Here is a 19,134-nt window from a genome sequence, read left to right on the forward strand (position 1 = left end):
GGTCAGCCCTGGCGGGGGACCCCGCCGCGCAGCTCGGTCGCCAGGACCGCGGCCTGGGTGCGCCGCTCCAGCCCCAGCTTGGCCAGCAGGTGGGACACGTAGTTCTTGACCGTCTTCTCGGCGAGGAACATCCGCTCGCCGATCTGCCGGTTGGTGAGCCCCTCGCCGATGAGCTCGAGCACCGTGCGCTCCTGCTCGCTGAGCCGCGCCAGCGGCCCGGCCGGCTCCGCGGCCCGCCGCATCCGCTCGAGCACCGCGGTGGTGGCCGCGGGGTCGAGCAGCGAGCCGCCGGCGGCGACCGTGCGCACCGCGCTGACCAGGTCGGCGCCGAGGATCTGCTTGAGCAGGTAGCCCGACGCGCCGGCCATGATCGCCTCGAACAGCGCCTCGTCGTCGCTGTAGCTGGTCAGCATGATCACCCGCAGCTCCGGCATCCGGCTGCGGAGCTCGCGGCACACCGAGACGCCGTCGCCGTCGGGCAGCCGGACGTCGAGCACGGCGACGTCGGGCCTGAGCGCGGGCACGCGGGCCAGGGCCTCGGAGGCGTTCTTCGCCTCCCCGACGACCCGGATGCCGGGGTCGCTCTCCAGGACGTCGGCGACGCCGCGGCGCACCACCTCGTGGTCGTCGAGGAGGAAGACCCCGATCGGCGCCTGCTGCGTGTCCGTGTCCACCGGTGTCCCCTCGTCCCGCCCGTCGCTCTCGCCGTCCGAGGCTAGGGCCTCGGTCCCACCCGGTGCTCAGGGTCGGAGGTCCCGGCCTGCGGGTCCTCCGCCCGGCGGCGACCTCCGGCCCGCCGGGCGGGGACGTCCGGCCCTCACCGCCGCCCGGCCGGGGACGCGAGCGTCGGTGCATGGACGACACCCCCCTCCGGGTCCTGGTCGGATACGCCACCGCCGCCGGCTCCACGCGCGGTGTGGCCGAGCGGGTGGCCGCGCGGCTGACCGACGCCGGGTACGTCGTGGACCTGCGGCCGGCCGGTCCGGAGGTCGACCCGTCGGGGTACGACGCCGCGGTCGTCGGCAGCGCCGTGCACTCGATGCGCTGGCTGGCCGGTGCCCGCGACCTGCTCGCCCGGCTCGCCGCGGGCGACGGCACACCGCCGGTCTGGCTGTTCAGCGTCGCGGGCATCGACCCTCGCGGCCGCGTGACCCGGTGGCTCGCCCGGCAGGAGGCGGCCCGGCTCGAGCGGGACCTCCCCCACGGCCTCCGGCCCCGGTCGCACCGCCTGTTCGCCGGTGTGGTGCAGACCCGCGGCGTCCCGCTGTGGGGCCGGCTGTTCTACCGCGCGGTCGGCCAGCGCCCCGGTGACAACCGCGACTGGGCGGCGATCGACGGGTGGGCCCGCCAGGTGGCCCGCGACCTCGCCGGGACCCGCCGGCGCCTGCCGGCGCCCCACCCCCCGACCGTCCCCGCCGCCACCCAGGAGAAGCCGTGACCCCGTTCGTGCTCGACCGCACCACAGCCCGCGCGGCCCTCGCGCTGGCCAACCGCGCGCCGTCGCTGCACAACACCCAGCCCTGGCGCTGGCGGATCGGGCGCACGTCGGTCCACCTGTTCGCCGACCCGTCCCGCTGGCTGCCGGCCACCGACCCGCAGAGCCGGGACCTGCTCATCGGCTGCGGCGCCGCGCTGCACCACCTCCGCGTGGCGCTGCGGGCCGCCGGCCTGTCCTCGCGCGTGCACCGGCTCCCCGACCCCGCGCACCTCGCGCACCTCGCCGCGGTCGAGGTGTCCCCCGCCGAACCGCGCCCCGACGACCTCGTCCTCGCGCAGGCGGTCGGGCACCGGCGCAGCGACCGGCGCGTCTTCTCCACCTGGCCCGTCCCGGCCGAGCTGCTCGCCGACCTCGCGCGCGCCGCGGCCGAGGAGGGGGCCCGGCTGGCCGTCCTCGGCCCCCGCGCCCAGGCGCAGGTGGTGCGGCTGGTCGAGGAGGCGGCCGTGGAGCAGTCACTCACGCCGGGCCTGGCGCAGGAGGTCGCCGCCTGGACCGGGCGGTCCCGCGGCGCGGTGGAGGGCGTCCCGGCGGCCAACGTCCCGGTGCACGCCGGGGCGGGCGGACCGGAGGCGGTCGTCCCGGTGCGGGACTTCGCCGGCGGCGCGCTCGAGGAGAACCAGCTCGGCAGGGACGAGTCCGACGGCACCGTCCTCGCCGTCCTCACCACCCCCGGGGACGGTCCGGCCGACGAGCTGCGGGCGGGCGAGGCGCTCAGCGCGGTGCTGCTCACCGCGACCGCGATCGGCCTCGCCACCGACCCGGTGAGCCAGCCGCTCGAGGTCCCGGGCACCCGGGCGCGGCTGGCCGCGCTGTGCGCCGGCGTCTCCCCCGGCGCGCCCGGGATGCCGCAGGCCCTCGTGCGGCTGGGCTGGGCGCCGGTCAGCGCCGACCCGGTCCCCCTGACCGGCCGCCGCCCGGTCGACGAGACCATCGACCCGCTCGACGCCCCCTGGTCCTGACCGGGACCCCGCCGGGCAGGTCCGGCGCGCTCACCGCCGCTGCCTCCCCGCCCCCTCGTCCGTCGCCGCCCGCGGCAGCCGGGCCCCCGGCGTCCGCGAGACGAGCTCCACCAGCAGCGCCCCCAGGGCGCCGAGCGCCGCGCCGAGCAGGAGCGTGGTCGCGGTGAGGTCCAGCAGCAGCACGTCCTCGCGCAGCACCGGCACGGCCAGCACGACCACGACCACCGCGGCCATCCCGGCCACCAGGGCCACCCGACCGGGGGTGAGCGGCCGGGCGAGGACGAGCACCGTCCACAGCGCGACGACGAGCACCGTGAGCAGCGCCGAGGTCCGGGCCGCCGGCACCCCGCCGTCCGGCTGCAGCTGCCGGGTGAGCGCGTACGCGGCGTAGGTGACCCCGCCGGTGACGACGCCCGCCGGCACGGAGAAGGCGAGCACGCGGCGCAGGAAGCCCGGCCGGTAGCGGCGCCGGTCGGGGGCGAGGGCGAGCACGAGGCCGGGCGCGCCGATCGTCACCGCCGAGACCAGCGTCAGCTGCACCGGCGCCAGCGGGTAGGCGACCAGCGTCACCACCGTGACCAGCGACAGCACCAGGCTGTAGACGTTCTTGACCAGGAACAGGTTGGCCGCCCGCTCGATGTTGGCGATCACCCGGCGCCCCTCGGCGACGGCGTGCGGCAGGGCGGCGAACCGGCCGTCGAGCAGCACCAGCTGGGCGACCGCACGGGTGGCCGGGGAGCCGTTGCCCATCGCCACCCCGACGTCGGCGTCCTTGAGCGCCAGGGCGTCGTTGACGCCGTCGCCGGTCATGGCCACCACGTGCCCGCGCCGCTGCAGCGCCTGCACCACGGCCCGCTTCTGGTGCGGGGTCACCCGGCCGACGACGGACGCCGACTCGAGGACGTCGGCGAGCGCGTCGGGGTCCTCGGGCAGCGTGCGGGCGTCCACGGCGTCCCCCGCACCGGACACCCCGGGGAGGCCGACCGCGGCGGCGACCGCGCCGACGGTGCGCGGGTTGTCGCCGGAGAGCACCTTCAGCGCCACGCCCTGCTCGGCGAACCAGCGCAGCGTGTCGGGCGCGTCCTCGCGGAGCCGCTCGGCGAGCAGCACCAGCGTCACCGGGACCAGCCGGGCGGGCAGCCCCGGCACCCCGGCGCGGACGGTCCACGGCGCCGGCGTGCAGGCCAGCAGCAGCACCCGCCGTCCCTCGGCGGCCAGCGCGTCGGCGCGGTCCCGCGCCGCGGTCTGCGCCGGCCCCGCGGGGAGGGGCAGGACCAGCTCGGGCGCCCCGAGCACCCAGGTGGTGCCGGCCGCGGTGCGCACCGCCGACCACTTGCGGGCCGAGTCGAACGGCACGGCGTCGGCCGCCCGCTCGCCGGCGGTGTCCGGGAACGCCGCGGCCAGCGCCCGGGCGGTGGCGTTGCCGCCGTCCGCGGCGGCCAGCAGCGCGAGCGCGGGTGCGGCGGGCGGGCCGGGCGCCAGCTCCTCCAGCCGGTCCAAGCCGACGTCGCCGTACGTGAGGGTCCCGGTCTTGTCCAGGCACACGACGTCGACCCGGGCCAGCCCCTCGACGGCGGGCAGCTCCCGCACGAGGGTCCGCCGCCGGGCCAGGCCCGCGGCGCCGAGGAGGAAGGCCAGCGTGGTGAGCAGGACGAGGCCCTCCGGGATCATGCCGACCAGCGCGCCGACCGTGCCGGTGACGGCGTCGCGCCAGTCGGCGTTCTCGTCGGTCCGGAACTGGCTCCACAGCACCGCCGGGCCGACCACGAGCAGGCCGAGGGCGATCCAGCGCAGCAGCCGCGTCGTCCCCTCGACCAGCTCCGAGCGGGTCCGGGTGAACGCCCTCGCCTGGGCGGCCAGCCGGGCCGCGTAGGAGTCGTCGCCGACCGCGGTGGCCTGCGCGCGGCCGCTGCCGGCCACCACGATCGAGCCGGACAGCACCGGGTCGCCGGCCTCCTTGGGGACGGCGTCGGCCTCGCCGGTGAGCAGCGACTCGTCGACGGCGAGCCCGCGGGCCACCCGCACGACGGCGTCGACCGGGACCTGGTCACCGGCCCGCAGCACGAGCAGGTCGTCGAGGACCACGTCGGCCACCGGGACCTCGCGCTCGGCCCCGTCGCGGACCGGACGGGCACGCGGGGTCTGCAGCACGGCCAGCCGGTCGAGGGTCCGCTTGGCGCGCAGCTCCTGCACGATCCCGATCACCGAGTTGACCACCACGACCCCGCCGAACAGGGCGTTCTGCCAGCGCCCGGTCAGCAGCGTCAGCACCCACAGCGTGGCGAGCAGGCCGTTGAAGAACGTGAACACGTTGGCCCGGACGATCTGGCCCACGGTGCGGCTGGTCCGCGTCGTCACCGCGTTGACCCGGCCGGCCGCCACCCGCTCGGCCACCTGGGCGCCGGTCAGGCCGGTCGCCGCCGTGGGGCGGGCGGCCTCCGCCCGGGCGGCCGGGGCGGCGGTCACAGCAGGCCCCCCGCTCGCAGGTTGAGCGCGGCCAGCACCAGGGTGAGCACCGCCCCGCCGCCGGTCGCCAGCGCCAGCAGGACGCGCCGGGCACTCCACCGCTGCACCCGGATCCGCGGGTGCGACGGCAGCAGGTCGCGGAGGCGCCCCACCAGGTCCCGGCCGTCGGCGGCCAGCAGCCGCCGCAGCTGCGTGGGCAGGGTGAGCGACGAGGTCGCGGCCATCGCCTCGGCCAGTTCCGCGTCGGTGAACCGCAGGCGGGCGCGGGCGAGCACCCGCTCGGGACCCGCGACCAGCGCGCAGGTCAACAGCAGGTTCCCGAGGTCGGCGGCCTGCCGCCAGCGGCTGGGGCGCAGCTCGCCGAACGAGACGTCGACCAGCACCACCCGCGCCTCGTCCTGGACGAGGACGTTGGAGGGCTTCAGGTCCCGGTGCGCCGCGCCGGCCGACCACAGCAGCCGCACCTGGCGCAGCACGTCGTCGACGACGGCGTCGTCCGCCCGGGAGCGGCGGATCTCGACGGTGCGCGGCACGAGCTCGGTCACCAGCAGGTACTCGCGGCCGGGCAGCACCTCGACGACGCCCATCGGCGCCGGCACCCGGACGCCGCCGTCGCGGAGCAGCCGCAGCAGGTAGTCCTCGTGCTCGACCAGCCGGCGCACCGACGCGAACGGGGCCTCGTCCTCCAGCCGGCCGTACCGGAGCACGCGCAGCACCTTGTACCAGCGGTCCGACCGCAGGTGGGTCGCCGAGTAGAGCTTCCCGAACAGGGGCGTCCCCGCGGCGGTCACGAGCCGGCACGGGGTGGACCCGGCCGACCCGTCGAGCCGGAACGGCTCCACGGCGGTGACCTCCACCCCGAGCTGGTCGAGCACGGCGGCGCCGATCCGGGCGGCGCGGTCCCCGTCGAGCGCGAGGTGGGCGGCCACGCGGCGGTGCCAGGTCACGGGGAACGCGTCCTCGGGCGCGAGGACCGTGCACACCAGCGCCGCGGCCGAGGCGCCGACGAGCGCCGCGGGGACGGCGACGGAGGGACCGTCGAGGCCGAGGACGACGCGCGGCACGAGGGCGGTGGCCAGCAGGGCCGCGACGGCGAGCCGGCCCCACCGCCGCGCCCGGCCCGGCGGCGCCAGCACGTACAGCGTCGCCACCGACACCGTGGCGAGGACCAGGACCGGCCAGGCGGAGAGCTCGACGGCGTCGGGGGTGCCGATGACCTCGTCGCGGACGGCCCGGACCAGCACGCCCTCGCCGGCCGCGAGCTGCGCGACCGCGGCGACGACCGAGATCGTGGCCGCGTACACGAGCAGGTGCCGCCACCGCGCCGTCCACACCAGCACCGCGACCGCGGGCACCCACAGGACGCGGTAGCCGAGCACCGCGCCGATCCGGGCGAGCTCCGCGGAGCCGCGGTGGCGCTCGGGCGGGCCGGTCACGTCGGCGACGGCCCGGTCCAGCCCCAGGAGGCCGCCGGGCCGGTCGGCGAGGACCAGGAGCGCCGCGGAGACGACGAGGACCGCCGTCCACCCCCAGACCGCCGGCGGCACCTGACGCGGGAGCCGCTCCCGGCCCGAGGGCCGCCGGCGGCCGGGGCCGGCCGACCAGGACGGGCGCCGGGGCCGGACGTCCGGACCGGCGGCCGGTCCCGCCTGCCGGTGCCCCTCGAGCACAGGAGCCCCCCGTGCGGTCTCGATCACCGGTCCAGGCTCGCGTCCCAGGTCCCCGCTGCGCGTGGGCCCGGCGGCACGACCGGCAGGGCCGGAGGACCCTGCCCGAGCGCAGGGGTGGACGCTGGACTGGGCCCGTGACCACCGGCACCGCCCCCGTGGGGCAGCTGGGCCGCGGGGCCCGACCCGCCGCACGCGGGCGGGCGCGTCCGCAGCGCCTGACGACCGACCTGGTCCGCGTGGCCCTCGGGCTCGTGGTCCTGGGCACCGGCGTGCTGATCGCCCGGCAGGGACAGCTGTCCGCCCTCGAGCGGGACCTGTTCCGGCTGTTCAACGACCTCCCGGCCGGCATCATGCCGGCGGTCTGGGTGGTCATGCAGCTGGGCAACGTCCTCGCCGTCCCGGCGCTCGCGCTCGTCGCCGTCCTGCTCCGCCGCCTCCGCGCGGCGCGGGACCTCCTCGTCTCCGGGTTCGCCGCCTACCTCGCCGCCGACCTGGTGAAGTCGCTGGTCGGCCGGGAGCGGCCCGCGGGACTGCCGGTCGGCGCGGTCCTGCACGAGGGCACCGTGGGAGGCGCCGGCTTCGTGTCCGGCCACTCGGCGGTCGCCGCGGCCCTCGCCACCGCCGCCGCCCCGTACCTGACCCGGCGGGGACGCCGCGTCGCGTGGGCGCTGGCGTGGTCGGTCGCGCTCGCCCGCGTGTACGTGGGCGCCCACCTGCCCCTCGACGTCGTCGGGGGCGTGGCGCTGGGCTGGGCGATCGGCTCGCTCGTGCACTGGGTGTTCGGGGTGCCGCCGCGGGACGTGCCGCCCGGCCGGGTCGAGGCCGTGCTGCGGCGCTTCGGGCTGCCGGTCACCGAGGTGGCGCCGGCCGCGGTCCGGGCGCGCAGCTCGCAGCCGTTCACGGCGGTCGACGACGGCGGCCGGCGGCTGTACGTGAAGTACCTGGAGCCCGACCGGCACGAGCGCGACCGGCTGCACCGGATGTGGCGGGTGTTCGCCGTCGGCGACGTGAAGGACGCCGACGCGCTGGCCCCCCTGGGGCACCAGGCCGAGCACGAGGCGGTGGCCGCCCTGACCGTCGAGCGGCGGGGTGTGCGGGTCCCGTCGGTGCTGCTGGCCCGCGGCGGGTCCGGGGACGCCGTCGTCGTGCAGGAGTACGTCGAGGGCCGGCCGCTCGACGAGCTGGACCCGGCGGAGCGCACCCCCGGCCTGCTGCGCGAGGTGTGGAGCGAGGTCGCCCGGATGCACGCCGCGAACGTGGCGCACCGCGACCTGGTGGCCGCCAGCGTGCTGGTCGACCCGGCGGGCCGGCCGTGGCTGGTCGACTTCGGCAACGCCCGGACCGGCGCCACCGACGACGAGGAGGCCGTCGACGTCGCCGAGCTGCTGGCCTCGCTGGCCGCCGCGCCCGCGACTCCCTGCGACCCGGTCGCGCTGGTGGCCGCGGCGGTCGACGTCCTCGGGGAGCCGGCCGTCGCGGCGGCGCTGCCGTCGCTGACGCCGCTGGCGTTGTCGTCGGAGACCCGGGAGCGGCTGCGCGCCGAGCCGTCCCGTCTGGCCGCGCTGCGGGCCGCCGTCCACGCCCGGCTGGACCTGCCCGACCCGGACCGCCCGGTGTTCCCGCCCGCGGGGCCGGTGGCGCGGGTGCTCGTGACCCTCGGCTGCGCGGTCGCGTTCGCCGGGCCGGTGGTGGTCGCCGGGATCGGTGCCGCCGTCGACAGCGTCGGGGCGCAGGGGTGGCGGTGGCTGGGCGGGGCCGTGCTGCTGGCCGCCGCGGCGGCCCTGGCCCGCGCGACCGCCGTCGCCCGGGCCGCCGACCGGCGGGTGTCGGTGGGCCGGGCGCTCGTCGTCACGCTGGTCGCCCGGAACGTGGGGCTGGTGCACGGCCGCGACGGCGAGCGCCGCGCCCGCGCCCGACTGCTGGAGCGGGCGGGGCTGCTCCCGGCGACCGCGCACGCGGCGACGGTGCGGACCGCGGTCGCCGGCCTGGCCGGAGCGGCCGTGGCGGCGGCAGCGGTCGTCGCCCTGGCCGCCCTCGACGGCTCGATCCCGGACTGGCGGTCCCCGACCGCGGTCCTCCCGGCAGCCGCCGCGGGTCTGGCCGCCTGGGTGCTGGTGGGGGCGGGACAGCTGACGGCCCGCCGCGGCGGTGCCGAGCCGGACCCGCCCGCCGCCGCCCGCCGCCTGGTCCCGCGGCGGCAGCAGGCGGCCCTCCTGGGCTGGATCGCCCTCGCCGTCGCGTTCGAGGCCGCCGTCCTCTCGGCCGCGGTCGAGGCGGCCGGCGGCGGGGTGCCCGTGCTCGCCGTCGCCGGCGGCTACGCCGTCCTCCGCCTGGTGTGGATCGCGCTGCCCCCGTCCGCCCTGCCCGGCGCGCCCGAGGCGATGCTGCTGCTGGTGCTCGGCGCGATGGGGACGTCCGTGGCCGCCGCGTGCGCCGCCGTCCTCGTCACCCGGTCGCTGACCGTCTGGATCCCCTCCGCGGTCGGGGTCGCGGTGGACCGGCGCTCCCACCTGGCCACCGTCCCCGCGTCGGTCTGACCGGCCGGGTCGACTGCCCACGGCACGTCCGACAGGACGCCCGGTAACTGCTGTCCAGAGGGCCGACGGGCAGCGAGAGCCATCTGTCGCGGGCCGGAGTGCGTCGGTCGCGACCGACTCAGCTGTCTGCAGACGAAGACCGCATGACGCGCCTTCGACCTGCGGAAACCGTCGTACCCCCGCCGTAACGTGCGGGGTGTGGAGGAGGTCGCGGAGTACCGGTCGCCGGTCGAGCAGGCGTTGCTCGACGCGGTGATCGAGCTGCCCGCGCCGTTCCGGCGGCTGCCGGTGTCGCTGCTGTCGCGGGAGCAGAGGGCTGCCGAGTTGCAGCGGGTGGCTGCGCTCAAGGCGAGGACCGCTGCCTACGAGGCCGAGCTGGTCCTCGGCCTGGCCGACGACTCCCCCGATGACGACCCCGTCCCCGGCAGCCCGGGCGCCCGGTCGGGGTCGTGGAAGCCAGATCCCGAACTGCCGGGGGTGTCGGAGTTCTTCACCGCCGAGCTGGCGGTGGTGCTGAACGTCGGCCGGGGCACCGCCTCGCACCTGGCGCACCGGGCGTGGACGTACCGCTCGCACCTGCCGGCCACGTGGGCGGCGCTGGCCGCCGGCACCCTGGACGAGGCGCGCGCCAAGGCCCTGGTCGACGTGCTGGAACACACCACCGCGGCCACCGCCCGCCGTCTGGAGGCGCGGCTGCTGCCCGAGGCCACCGGCCTGACGGTGCGCAAGCTGCGGGAACGGGCGCTGGCGTTGCTGCAGGAGGCCGACGCCGACGCCATCGACGCCCGCCGCGAGCAGGCCGAACGGCACGCCGACGTGCGGCTGTACGACTGCCCGTTCGACGGCATGGCCACCCTGGCGGCGGATCTGCCCGCCGACGTCGCCGCCGCCTGCTTCGCGTTCGTCGACACACTCGCGCGGATGCTGAAGGCCGACGGCGATCCCCGCCCGGTCGGGCAGCTGCGCACGCTGGTCTACGCCGACCTGCTGCAGCGCCCGTGGGAGACCGACCGGCCGCCGGTGACCGCGCACCTGCAGGTCATCGCCACGCTCAGCGCGCTGACCGGCCGCTCGCCGGAGGCGGGTGCGGTGAACGGGCTGCCGATCACCGCCGCCCACCTGCGCGAGCTGCTCACCCAGCTCGACGCCCTGGGGCTGCGGGCGCCCGAGGGCGGCTCGGTGACCCTGGCCCTGGTCGACGACGACGGCACCCTGCGCGCCACCACCACCCTCGACCAGCTCCGCCGCCTTGCAGGACGCGGCTGCCCCGACCACCGCGACACCGACACCGACTGCGCGTGCGCGGTCCTCGACCGCCCGGAGCCGACCGACCGCTACGCGCCTTCCGCGCCGCAGCAGCGGTTCGTGCACAGCCGCGACCGGACCTGCCGCTTCCCCACCTGCGGCCAGCGAGTCGGCTGGGCGGATGTCGACCACGTGATCCCGCACGCACACGGCGGGGTGACCGACTGCGCCAACCTGTGCTGCCTGTGCCGCAGCCACCACCGCCTGAAGACCTTCGCCAAGGGTTGGCGCTTCCACATGAGCGCCGACGGCGTCCTCACCGTGACGACACCGTCGGGCATCGCCAGGACGACCCGGCCACCGGGCATGCGACCACCACCAGCAGAGCCCGACCCACCGCCCGAGGACGCCGAGATGCCGCCGGCCGACCCGGGTGACGACCCGCCCCCGTTCTGAGTCCCGGGATCAGTGCGGGCGTCGGCTCACCACTGGACGAGGTGAGCCGACGCCCGGGACGTCGTGCCCGCGCGCCCTGGCTGCGACCGGGGTCAGGTCGCGAGCCGTCCGGCGCCGTTGCCGGCCGCGTCCGCCTCGACCGGGCTCTCCTCGGCCGCGCCCGGCGTCGTCGGCAGTCCCGAGGTGCGACCGACCACGAACTCGTCGATCTCGAGCCGCGCCACGCGCACGGTGCGCAGGTCCGTGCGTGCCACGGCCACCCGTCCCGCGGCCAGGCGTCCCACGGTGAGCGAGCCGACCGCGAGGCCACCCACCGCCGCCGAGCCGAGGGCCACCGCGCCGACCGCCAGCGCCCGCACCGCCAGCGCCCGCACCGCCAGGGGGCCGATCACGCGCCCACGGGGCGCCCGCCCGCCGGTCCGGCGTCCGCGGGCCGCGTCGCGACCGGCCCGGCGTCCGCGGGCCGCCTGCCCGCCGACCACGCCTCCGCGGCGCACCCGCGTCACCTCTCGCGTCTGCATGGCTGCTCCCTCCGTCGGACGGATCCGCCCCGGACCCTGCACCCCCGGGCCGGGGAGGCGGAGGGGCGCAAGGCCCCGGGGACGGCGGGACCAAGGGCACGGGCGACGACGGTCAGACCGACGGCTCCGGCACCGCGCTCGTGACGGCGGGCTCCGCGACGGCCGCCCGCTGCTCGGCCGGTTCGGGGTGCACCACCATGACCGGGCAGGGCGCGTGCACCGCGGAGTGCAGGGCCACCGAGCCGAGGACCATCCCGGCGACCCGGCTGCGGCTGCGGCTCCCGACGACGAGCAGCGCGGCGCCGTCCGCGTGCTGCACCAGCGCCTCCCCCGGGGACCCCTGCACGACCCGGACGTCGGTGCCCGCCACCGACCCGAGCACGTCGGCGACGAACGCGGTGACACGGCCGCGGGCGTGCTCCTCGGTCTCGGAGGCCGGCGGCGCGGTGATCGCGTACAGGTCGCTCCAGTAGGCCGCCGGCTGGTAGGCGGCGACCACCTCGAGCCGCGCGCCGAGTCGCCCGGCCTCCTCCGCGGCGCGGGCGAGGGCGGCACGGGACGTCGCCGAGTCGTCCACCCCGACGACGACGCGCGGCGGGGGCTCGACCGCTCCCGGGTGCACGACGACGACCGGGCACGGCGCGTGAGCCGCACAGTGCAGGGCGACCGAGCCGAGCAGCGTGCTGCGGACGCCGCCCCGGCCGCGGCTGCCGAGCACGAGGAGGTCCGCGCCCTCCGCCAGGGCGACCAGGTGCTCGGCCGGCGCGCCGCCGGCCACCACGACGTCGGCCTGCACCTCGGCGGTCCCGGGGACGGCGGCCACGGCCGGGTCGCGGCGGACCTCCTCCACCAGCGCGCGGGCCCGCTCCTCGACGTCGGCGCGGATGGCGTCCAGCCGCCGGGAGTCGAGCAGGAACGGGTCGGTCCAGTAGAAGTCGACCGGGTAGGCGCTGGCCACCTCGAGCCGCGCCCCGGTGCGGGCGGCCACCGCCAGGCCCCAGCCGAGCGCGGTGCGCGCCCCCGGCGAGCCGTCCACGCCGACGACCACGCGGCCCGGCCTCGTCGCGTCGCTGGTCCCCTGCTGTGTCGTCACCGGTCCGCCTCCGCTCCCTGCCCGGTCACCCGCCGGGCCCGTTCCGACCCTGCGCCGTCCGCCCGCGGGAGTCCGCGGGCCGACGTCCCCGCGTCCGGGGACCTTCGTCCCGGCCGGGTCCACCGGCCCTGCCGCACGACGCCGACGGGCCCTGACCCCAGCGGCGGCCGCGGTCGACGCTGGCCGCGTGAGCGCGCTGCTGCCCCCTCGCCCGCGTCCCTCCCGGCCGACCGCCGCCGACCTGGCCCGGGAGGTGCGCGACGTCGTCACCGACCTGCCCCTCTTCGTCGCCGCTCCCCTGCTGCGCCCGTGGCACCGGCACTGGGGCGCCACCGCGGCGGAGGTGGCCGCGCCGATGCCCGGGGACGACCTGGAGCCCCGGGCGCAGTACCGCTGCACGCGGGCGATCACCGTCTCCGCGCCGCCGGAGGAGGTGTGGCCCTGGCTGGTGCAGGTCGGCTGCCTGCGCGCCGGCTGGTACGCCGACGACCTCCTCGACCACCTCGGCCACCCGAGCGCGCGGCAGGTCGTGCCGGAGCTGCAGGACCTGCACCGGGGCCTGTGGCTGCCGATGTCGCCGCGCCCCACCGAGCGGACGGCGTTCGTCGTCGAGTCGTTCGACGCACCGCGGGAGATGCTCTGGCGGACGCCGACGAGCACCTGGTCCTGGCGGCTGGTCCCGCTGGCGGGCGGCCGCACGCGCCTGGTGACCCGGTTGCGGACCCGCTACGACTGGCACCGGCCGGACACCGTCGTCGGCGTCCTGCTCATGGAGCTGGGCGACTTCCCGATGATGCGGCGGATGCTGCGCGGCATCCGCGACCGGGCCGAGGCCGGGCACCGCCGGGACGCCCGGTGAGGACCGGGCCGGCGCTGCGCCGCACCGCCACGCTGGCGGTGCCGGTGGCGGTGCCGTCGACGATGGCGGCCGTCTTCTCGGTCCTGCGCCGCCGGCTGCCGCCGCGCGCGGCCCACGCCGCCGGGTTCGCCGTGTACTGGCTCGGGTGGTGCGGCGCCTTCCCGCTCTGGGTGCTCGGCCCCCGTGGCGCCGTCCGTGCCCTGCGCAGCGGACGGCGTCCCGGACCGCTCGACGTCGCCCTCCTCGCGGTCCCCGTGGCCGGTGCGGTGAGCGCCGAGCTGTGGCCGCACCGGCACCTCGTCGACCGCGAGGTGGCGGCGGTCGTGGTCACGACCGCGACGGTCAACGCCGTGGGCGAGGAGCTGCTGTGGCGCGGGACGTTCCTCGGCGTCGTCCGGGACGACGTCGTCCGCGGTGCCCTGTGGCCGCCGGCCGGCTTCACCCTCTGGCACCTGGCACCCCAACTGGTCCACCCCTCGGCCCGGGGACGGCTGCCCTTCCTCGCCGCCGCCGGGGTGGTCGGCGCCGTCTCGACCGCCGTCGCGTGGCGGACCGGCGGCCCGCGCGGCGTCGTGCTGCCGCACCTGCTCACCGACGCCTGCGGCGTGCGCGCCGCCCGCGTCCGGCTCGGCCGCTGAGGCGCCCGGCGCTCAGGCCACGCCGCCACTGCCGGGTGGGCCGAAGGCAGCCGGCGGCACGTCCCACGGTCCCCTCAGGCGGCCGCAACGACGGCACACCTGCTGGTCGGGACCCTCGGAGCGCTCGTCCGGCGGGTGGCGGCGCGTCCAGTCGTGCAGGCCCACCAGGCACGTCAGGGGCTTGCGGCGGCCCCGGGGCGTCGTCACGGCGCCGCCGTCGCGCCCCCGGCGGGCAGCGCCGCGACGGGACGGCGGGCGCGGCGCTCGGCCCGGTCGCGGATGCCGTGCAGCATCCGCCGGGTCATCACCAGCGTGACCGGCTCCACCACCCGGCCGGCGAGCCGCGCGCCCACCCGGGGGTCGGCCGCCGTGCGGGACCGGGCCAGCAGCCGGCAGCCGCCCGCCGCCTCCCGCACGACGTGGAAGGACCACACGCCGTCCCAGGGGTGCTCCGGCGGCGCCTGGCGCAGCACGAGCGTCCGCGGCGGGTCGACCCGCGCGACCCGGAAGGCGTAGCCGTCCGGCAGCGGCCCCCACCCCTCGGGGACGACGACGACCCGGTCGCCGACGGCGAGGTGCTGCCACTCCTCGCGGACCTCGTCGGCGCTGTGGATGTCCAGGCCGATCGCGTTCTCCAGCCAGTCGTAGCTGTACATGCCGCCGCGTCCCTGGCCCATCTGGACCAGCCACGCCCAGACCTCCTCGGGAGGCGCGGCGACGTCGACCGCCAGGGTGGTCTGCTCGGCCGGCTCCGGGACGAGCTCGTCGCCGGGCAGGACGCCGGCCACCTCCTGCGGCGTGGCGCCCCAGTCCCGGCGGCGGTGCATGTACCGCAGCCCGGCGGCTCCGGCGCCGGCCAGCAGGAGGCCGCGCAGCACGGCCCTCACCTCCCCGGCGGGAGGTCGAGGTCGAGGTCGGCGAGGGCCATCTCGGCGTAGCGGTCGTCCCCCTCGGGCAGGTGCCAGACGGCCGAGGCGGCGGTCGGGGCGGGCCGGCCGCCCCGGACCGTCCACCCGGTCACGGGGGTGCTCCACGGCGTCCGCACCGGGCCGCCGGGCAGGTCGGCCCAGCGGTCGTCGGTCCAGAAGTCCAGGGGCCGGCCGGAGCCGTCGAGGGCCACCACCGCGCTGACGGTGCGCCCGGCGTCGGTCACCGAGAGGGCGAACCGGTCCTCGCCGCGGTCCTCCCACCCGGTGCGGGGGTGCAGCAGCATCGCCGGGGCCAGCAGGACGGCGTCGTTCAGCCAGGTGACGAGCTCCCCGGCGTCGAACGCCGGCCCCGACCCGTCGGCCACGGTCACCAGGCCGAGCGCCTTGCCGAGCATCCGCCCGTGGCCCGCGCGATAGGTGTCCCAGCCCCACATCGGCACGACACCGCCGACCAGCAGCCGCATCCGGTAGAGGCGGGCCACCTCGGCCGCTGTGTTGACCTGCCACGAGTCGGCGGCCATCCACGACCCCCCGGGCCGCAGCCGGAACCTGCCGGTGAAGTGGGCCCGCAGCGACCGGGTGCGCGGCCGGCCGACCACGCCCATCGCCTCCATGTACCGGACCGCGGCGGACGGCAGGCCGGCGAGGTCGTCCTCGGTCACCGGCGCGGGATCCACCGGCCCGGCGCGCAGGCCCGCGGCGGCGACCCGCCGGGTGAAGGCGGCCGGCGGCCGGGCCGTCGTCCGCGGCCGGTCAGACGTGGACGTGCTCATGCGGCACCTCGCTCGGGGGGACGGGACGGGCGGCGGGCACGGCGCGCAGCAGCCGGGTGAGCAGCCACGCCCCGACGGCGCCGAGGACGCCGAAGCCCGCGATCGGGCCGACGACCTGCGGCGGGGTGAAGGAGATCCCGGCCGCGGCCTGCAGGGCGGTGCTGAGCGCGATCGTGGGCAGCAGCAGCACGATCAGGACGAGCAGGGGGACGGCCAGCAGGTGACCCCGCGGGTCGCGGCGGCGGACCAGCAGGCCGGCCAGCGCCGCGGCCGGCGCGACGACGGCCAGGTCGAGCGCGGAGGTCACCGGCGTCGTGTAGACGTCGAGCAGCTCCGGCGGCCCCCCGGTCAGCAGGGCGGTCACCAGCGGCGTGGTCCAGACCACGGCGGTCACCGCGGCCGCGGCCAGCAGGAACCGCGACAGGGCGCGGTGCGGCACGCGGGGGTCCGCGGCCAGCGCGCGCAGGGCCGCCCGGTCGGTGCCCGCGAGGGCCGACAGGAAGCCGGCCAGGCCCGTCGCCACCAGCGTCACGTAGGCCAGGAACAGCGGGTTGTAGGCGACGCCCAGGGCGTAGTTGGCGTAGACGTAGAGCAGGTACCCGAGGGCGCCGGTGAGCAGGAGCGACCCCCGGGGCGACCTCCTCCGGTGCCCGGACCAGGCGGTGAGCACCAGCGGCACCCCGAACGCCAGCACGACGGCGTCGACGGCGGTGTTGCCGGCCGCGGTGAAGACGGTGTCGTGGGCGTACAGCCCGCTGCCCGCCAGCTCGGCGGGCTGCCCCCGCGGGGTGACCACCCGCACCGGTTCCCCGGTGGGCCGCCGGATCAGCCCGGTCGCGGCGGTCACGGCGGCGAGGGCCGCGACCAGCCCGGGCAGCCGGCGGAGTCTCGTCCTCACGGCGCGCTCCTCGTCGTCGCGGGGCCCGGTAGGAGGTCGACGCTAGGGAGGCGCGGACCGGGGTGGGTCGGAGCGAAGGGCACCCGGAGTCGGGACCTAGGTCCCCCGCGCCGTCGGCCGGCGGTCCCGAGGATCGGGGGGACCCGCGTCCCTCCGGAGAGGCTCCCCATGACCGCGCTCGACACCCCGGCCCCCGCCTCCGCGGAGGACCTGGCCCTCGACCTGCGCTGGTGGGCGGCGGCCAACCACCTGACCGCCGCGCAGATCTACCTGCGGGCCAACCCGCTGCTGCGCGAGCCGCTGCGGCCCGAGCACGTCAAGCCGCGGCTGCTGGGCCACTGGGGCACCAGCCCGGGCCTGACCATGCTGCACGCGCTGCTCAACCGCCTGATCCGGCGCACCGGGCAGCAGGTCCTGGTGGTCACCGGCCCCGGGCACGGCGGCCCGGCCGTGCTCGCCGGCGCCTACCTCGACGGCACCTACAGCGAGGTCCACCCCGAGGTGTCGCGGGACCTCGCCGGGCTCACCCGGCTGGTGCGGCAGTTCTCCACCCCCGGCGGGGTGAGCAGCCACGCCGGGCCGCACATCCCGGGCAGCATCCACGAGGGCGGGGAGCTGGGGTACGCGCTGCTGCACGCCGCCGGCGCCGCCTTCGACGACCCCGACCTGCTGGTGGCCTGCGTGGTCGGCGACGGCGAGGCCGAGACCGGGCCGCTGGCGGCGTCCTGGCGGCTGCCGGCCTTCCTCGACCCGCGCCGCGACGGCGCCGTGCTGCCGGTGCTGCACGTCAACGGCTGGAAGATCTCCGGGCCGACCGTCCTCGGCCGCTCCTCGGACGAGGACGTGTGCGGCTACCTGCGCAGCCAGGGCTGGGACCCGGTCGTCGTCGCCGGCGACGACCCGGCCCGCGTCTTCGCCGACCTCGACGCCGCCCTGGCCGACGCGCACGCCCGCATCCGGGCGGTCCAGGACGCCGCCCGCTCCGGGCAGGAGCAGGGGACGCCGCGCTGGCCGGCCGTCGTGCTGCGGACCCCCAAGGGCTGGACCGGGCCGCACGCGGTGGACGGCGTGCCGGTCGAGGGCACCTGGCGCTCCCACCAGGTGCCGCTGGCCGGCGTGCGCGAGAACCCCGAGCACCTCGCCCGGCTGGAGGCGTGGCTGCGCTCCTACCGCGCCGACGAGGACTTCGACGCCGACGGCCGGCTGGTGCCCGAGCTGGCGGCCCTGACCCCGCCCGGGGACCTGCGGATCTCCGCCTCGCCGCGCGCCGGCGGGCCGCGGTTCCGGGTCCGGCCGCTGCCGCTGCCCGACCTCGCCGACCACGCGCTGCCCGTCCCCTCCCCCGGCGTGCTGCACCACGAGACCACCCGCCCGCTCGGCACGTACCTGCGCGACCTGTTCGTCCGCACCGCCCGGGCCGACGGCGGCGGCGACTTCCGGCTGTTCTCGCCCGACGAGACGGTGAGCAACCGGCTGGGCGCCGTCCTCGAGGTCACCGAGCGCTGCACGCAGCTGCCGGTGCTGCCCGGCGACGAGGCGCTGGGCCCGCACGGGCGCGTGATGGAGGTGCTCAGCGAGCACCTGTGCGAGGGCTGGCTGGAGGGCTACACGCTCACCGGCCGGCACGGCCTGTTCGCGACCTACGAGGCGTTCGCGATGGTCAGCGCCTCGATGGTCGTGCAGCACGCGAAGTGGCTGCAGCAGTCGGCGCTGGAGCCGGGCCGCCCGCCCGTGCCCTCGCTCAACGTGCTGCTGACCAGCACGACGTGGCGCAACGACCACAACGGCTTCTCCCACCAGGGCCCCGGCCTCATCGACACCGTCGCGCCGCTGGCGCCCGAGGTCACCCGCATCTGGTTCCCGCCGGACGCCAACAGCACGCTGGTCGTCGCCGAGGAGTGCCTGACCAGCCGGAACCGGGTGAACCTGGTCGTCGTCGACAAGCAGCGGCACCTGCAGTACCTCGACCTGGAGCAGGCGCGGACGCTGGTCTCCGCCGGCGGCGCGGTGTGGGAGTGGGCCGGCACCGAGGAGCCCGACCGGGCCCGCACCGACCTGCCCGACGTCGTCCTCTGCGCCATCGGCGACGTGCCGACGCAGGAGGTCCTGGCCGCCGCCCAGCTGCTGCGCGACCACGTGCCGCACCTGCGGGTGCGCGTGGTGAACGTGGTGGACCTGCTCGGCCTGCTCCCGCCCGGCGAGCACCCCGCGGCCCTCACCTCCCAGCGGTTCGCCGACCTGTTCACCGACACCGTCGACGTCGTCGTCGCCTTCCACGGCCACCCGCGGGCGATCCACCCGCTGCTGCACGGCCGGCCCGACATCGACCGGTTCCACGTCCGCGGCTTCACCGAGCACGGCACGACGACGACGCCGTTCGACATGGTCGTGCTCAACCGCATGAGCCGCTACGACCTCGTGCTCGAGGCGCTGCGCCGCTCGCGCCGGGTGCCGGAGGGTGGCGACACGCTCGCCCGGCTGTGCCACGAGCAGCTGCGCCGGCACCGCGAGTACGTCGTCGACGCGCTCGAGGACCTGCCCGGGGTGCGCGACTGGACCTGGTCCCCGGGCCCGGGCTGACCGGGCGGACCC

General features: G+C 77.9%; 15 protein-coding genes. 7 read left to right on the forward strand and 8 right to left on the reverse strand.

Features of this window, described 5'->3' with window-relative positions:
• Positions 1-2: 2 nt before the first annotated feature.
• Entirely contained in the window at positions 3-674 is a 672-nt protein-coding gene (locus ACI79B_RS09945) for a response regulator (protein ID WP_456927148.1), read from the reverse strand.
• Positions 675-853: 179 nt separating this feature from the next.
• On the opposite strand from ACI79B_RS09945, the gene ACI79B_RS09950 reads away from it, so the two are divergent.
• Together ACI79B_RS09950 and ACI79B_RS09955 are read left to right on the forward strand one after the other, a co-directional pair.
• Positions 854-1,438, forward strand: coding sequence for a flavodoxin domain-containing protein (locus tag ACI79B_RS09950; RefSeq protein ID WP_456927149.1), 585 nt, complete (start codon positions 854-856; stop codon positions 1,436-1,438).
• The gene (locus ACI79B_RS09955; RefSeq protein WP_456927150.1) at positions 1,435-2,457 is read left to right on the forward strand and encodes an Acg family FMN-binding oxidoreductase; all 1,023 of its coding nucleotides are present in this window, start codon (positions 1,435-1,437) and stop codon (positions 2,455-2,457) included. Before ACI79B_RS09950 ends, ACI79B_RS09955 begins: the two co-directional genes overlap by 4 nt.
• 30 nt (positions 2,458-2,487) lie before the next feature.
• Here the strand turns inward: ACI79B_RS09955 and ACI79B_RS09960 are convergent, their stop codons facing one another.
• The gene (locus ACI79B_RS09960; RefSeq protein ID WP_456927151.1) at positions 2,488-4,923 is read right to left on the reverse strand and encodes an HAD-IC family P-type ATPase; all 2,436 of its coding nucleotides are present in this window, start codon (positions 4,921-4,923) and stop codon (positions 2,488-2,490) included.
• Positions 4,920-6,620, reverse strand: coding sequence for a lipopolysaccharide kinase InaA family protein (locus tag ACI79B_RS09965; RefSeq protein WP_456927152.1), 1,701 nt, complete (start codon positions 6,618-6,620; stop codon positions 4,920-4,922). The genes ACI79B_RS09960 and ACI79B_RS09965 overlap by 4 nt, the downstream gene beginning before the upstream one ends.
• A gap of 107 nt (positions 6,621-6,727) precedes the next feature.
• Between ACI79B_RS09965 and ACI79B_RS09970 the strand changes: the two genes are divergently transcribed.
• Positions 6,728-9,130 carry a phosphatase PAP2 family protein gene (locus ACI79B_RS09970; protein WP_456927153.1) on the forward strand — a complete coding sequence of 801 codons (2,403 nt, stop codon included), beginning with the start codon at positions 6,728-6,730 and terminating at the stop codon, positions 9,128-9,130.
• 198 nt (positions 9,131-9,328) lie between these two features.
• Entirely contained in the window at positions 9,329-10,831 is a 1,503-nt protein-coding gene (locus ACI79B_RS09975; RefSeq protein WP_456927154.1) for a DUF222 domain-containing protein, read from the forward strand.
• Between the two features lie 92 nt (positions 10,832-10,923).
• Here ACI79B_RS09975 and ACI79B_RS09980 read toward each other — a convergent pair whose 3' ends face one another.
• Together ACI79B_RS09980 and ACI79B_RS09985 are read right to left on the reverse strand one after the other, a co-directional pair.
• Positions 10,924-11,223, reverse strand: a complete 300-nt coding sequence (locus ACI79B_RS09980; RefSeq protein ID WP_456927155.1) for a hypothetical protein — start codon at positions 11,221-11,223, stop codon at positions 10,924-10,926.
• Between the two features lie 241 nt (positions 11,224-11,464).
• Positions 11,465-12,445 carry a universal stress protein gene (locus ACI79B_RS09985; RefSeq protein ID WP_456927156.1) on the reverse strand — a complete coding sequence of 327 codons (981 nt, stop codon included), beginning with the start codon at positions 12,443-12,445 and terminating at the stop codon, positions 11,465-11,467.
• A gap of 187 nt (positions 12,446-12,632) precedes the next feature.
• On the opposite strand from ACI79B_RS09985, the gene ACI79B_RS09990 reads away from it, so the two are divergent.
• Together ACI79B_RS09990 and ACI79B_RS09995 are read left to right on the forward strand one after the other, a co-directional pair.
• A complete protein-coding gene (locus tag ACI79B_RS09990; RefSeq protein ID WP_456927157.1) occupies positions 12,633-13,304 on the forward strand; it encodes an SRPBCC family protein in 672 nt (223 codons plus the stop codon).
• Entirely contained in the window at positions 13,301-13,942 is a 642-nt protein-coding gene (locus tag ACI79B_RS09995) for a CPBP family glutamic-type intramembrane protease (RefSeq protein WP_456927158.1), read from the forward strand. The genes ACI79B_RS09990 and ACI79B_RS09995 overlap by 4 nt, the downstream gene beginning before the upstream one ends.
• Positions 13,943-14,145: 203 nt before the next feature.
• On the opposite strand, the gene ACI79B_RS10000 is transcribed toward ACI79B_RS09995, so the two are convergent.
• The 3 genes from ACI79B_RS10000 to ACI79B_RS10010 are packed head-to-tail and all read right to left on the reverse strand — an operon-like array spanning position 14,146 to position 16,542.
• A complete protein-coding gene (locus tag ACI79B_RS10000) occupies positions 14,146-14,820 on the reverse strand; it encodes a hypothetical protein (RefSeq protein WP_456927160.1) in 675 nt (224 codons plus the stop codon).
• Positions 14,821-14,825: 5 nt separating this feature from the next.
• Positions 14,826-15,644 carry a DUF6544 family protein gene (locus ACI79B_RS10005; RefSeq protein WP_456927161.1) on the reverse strand — a complete coding sequence of 273 codons (819 nt, stop codon included), beginning with the start codon at positions 15,642-15,644 and terminating at the stop codon, positions 14,826-14,828.
• Complete coding sequence (locus ACI79B_RS10010) at positions 15,625-16,542, reverse strand: hypothetical protein (RefSeq protein WP_456927162.1); 918 nt, start codon at positions 16,540-16,542, stop codon at positions 15,625-15,627. The genes ACI79B_RS10005 and ACI79B_RS10010 overlap by 20 nt, the downstream gene beginning before the upstream one ends.
• Positions 16,543-16,710: 168 nt before the next feature.
• On the opposite strand from ACI79B_RS10010, the gene ACI79B_RS10015 reads away from it, so the two are divergent.
• The gene (locus ACI79B_RS10015) at positions 16,711-19,122 is read left to right on the forward strand and encodes a phosphoketolase family protein (protein ID WP_456927163.1); all 2,412 of its coding nucleotides are present in this window, start codon (positions 16,711-16,713) and stop codon (positions 19,120-19,122) included.
• The last annotated feature ends 12 nt before the right edge of the window (positions 19,123-19,134 follow it).

It is taken from the genome of Geodermatophilus sp. SYSU D00879, from assembly GCF_054050375.1.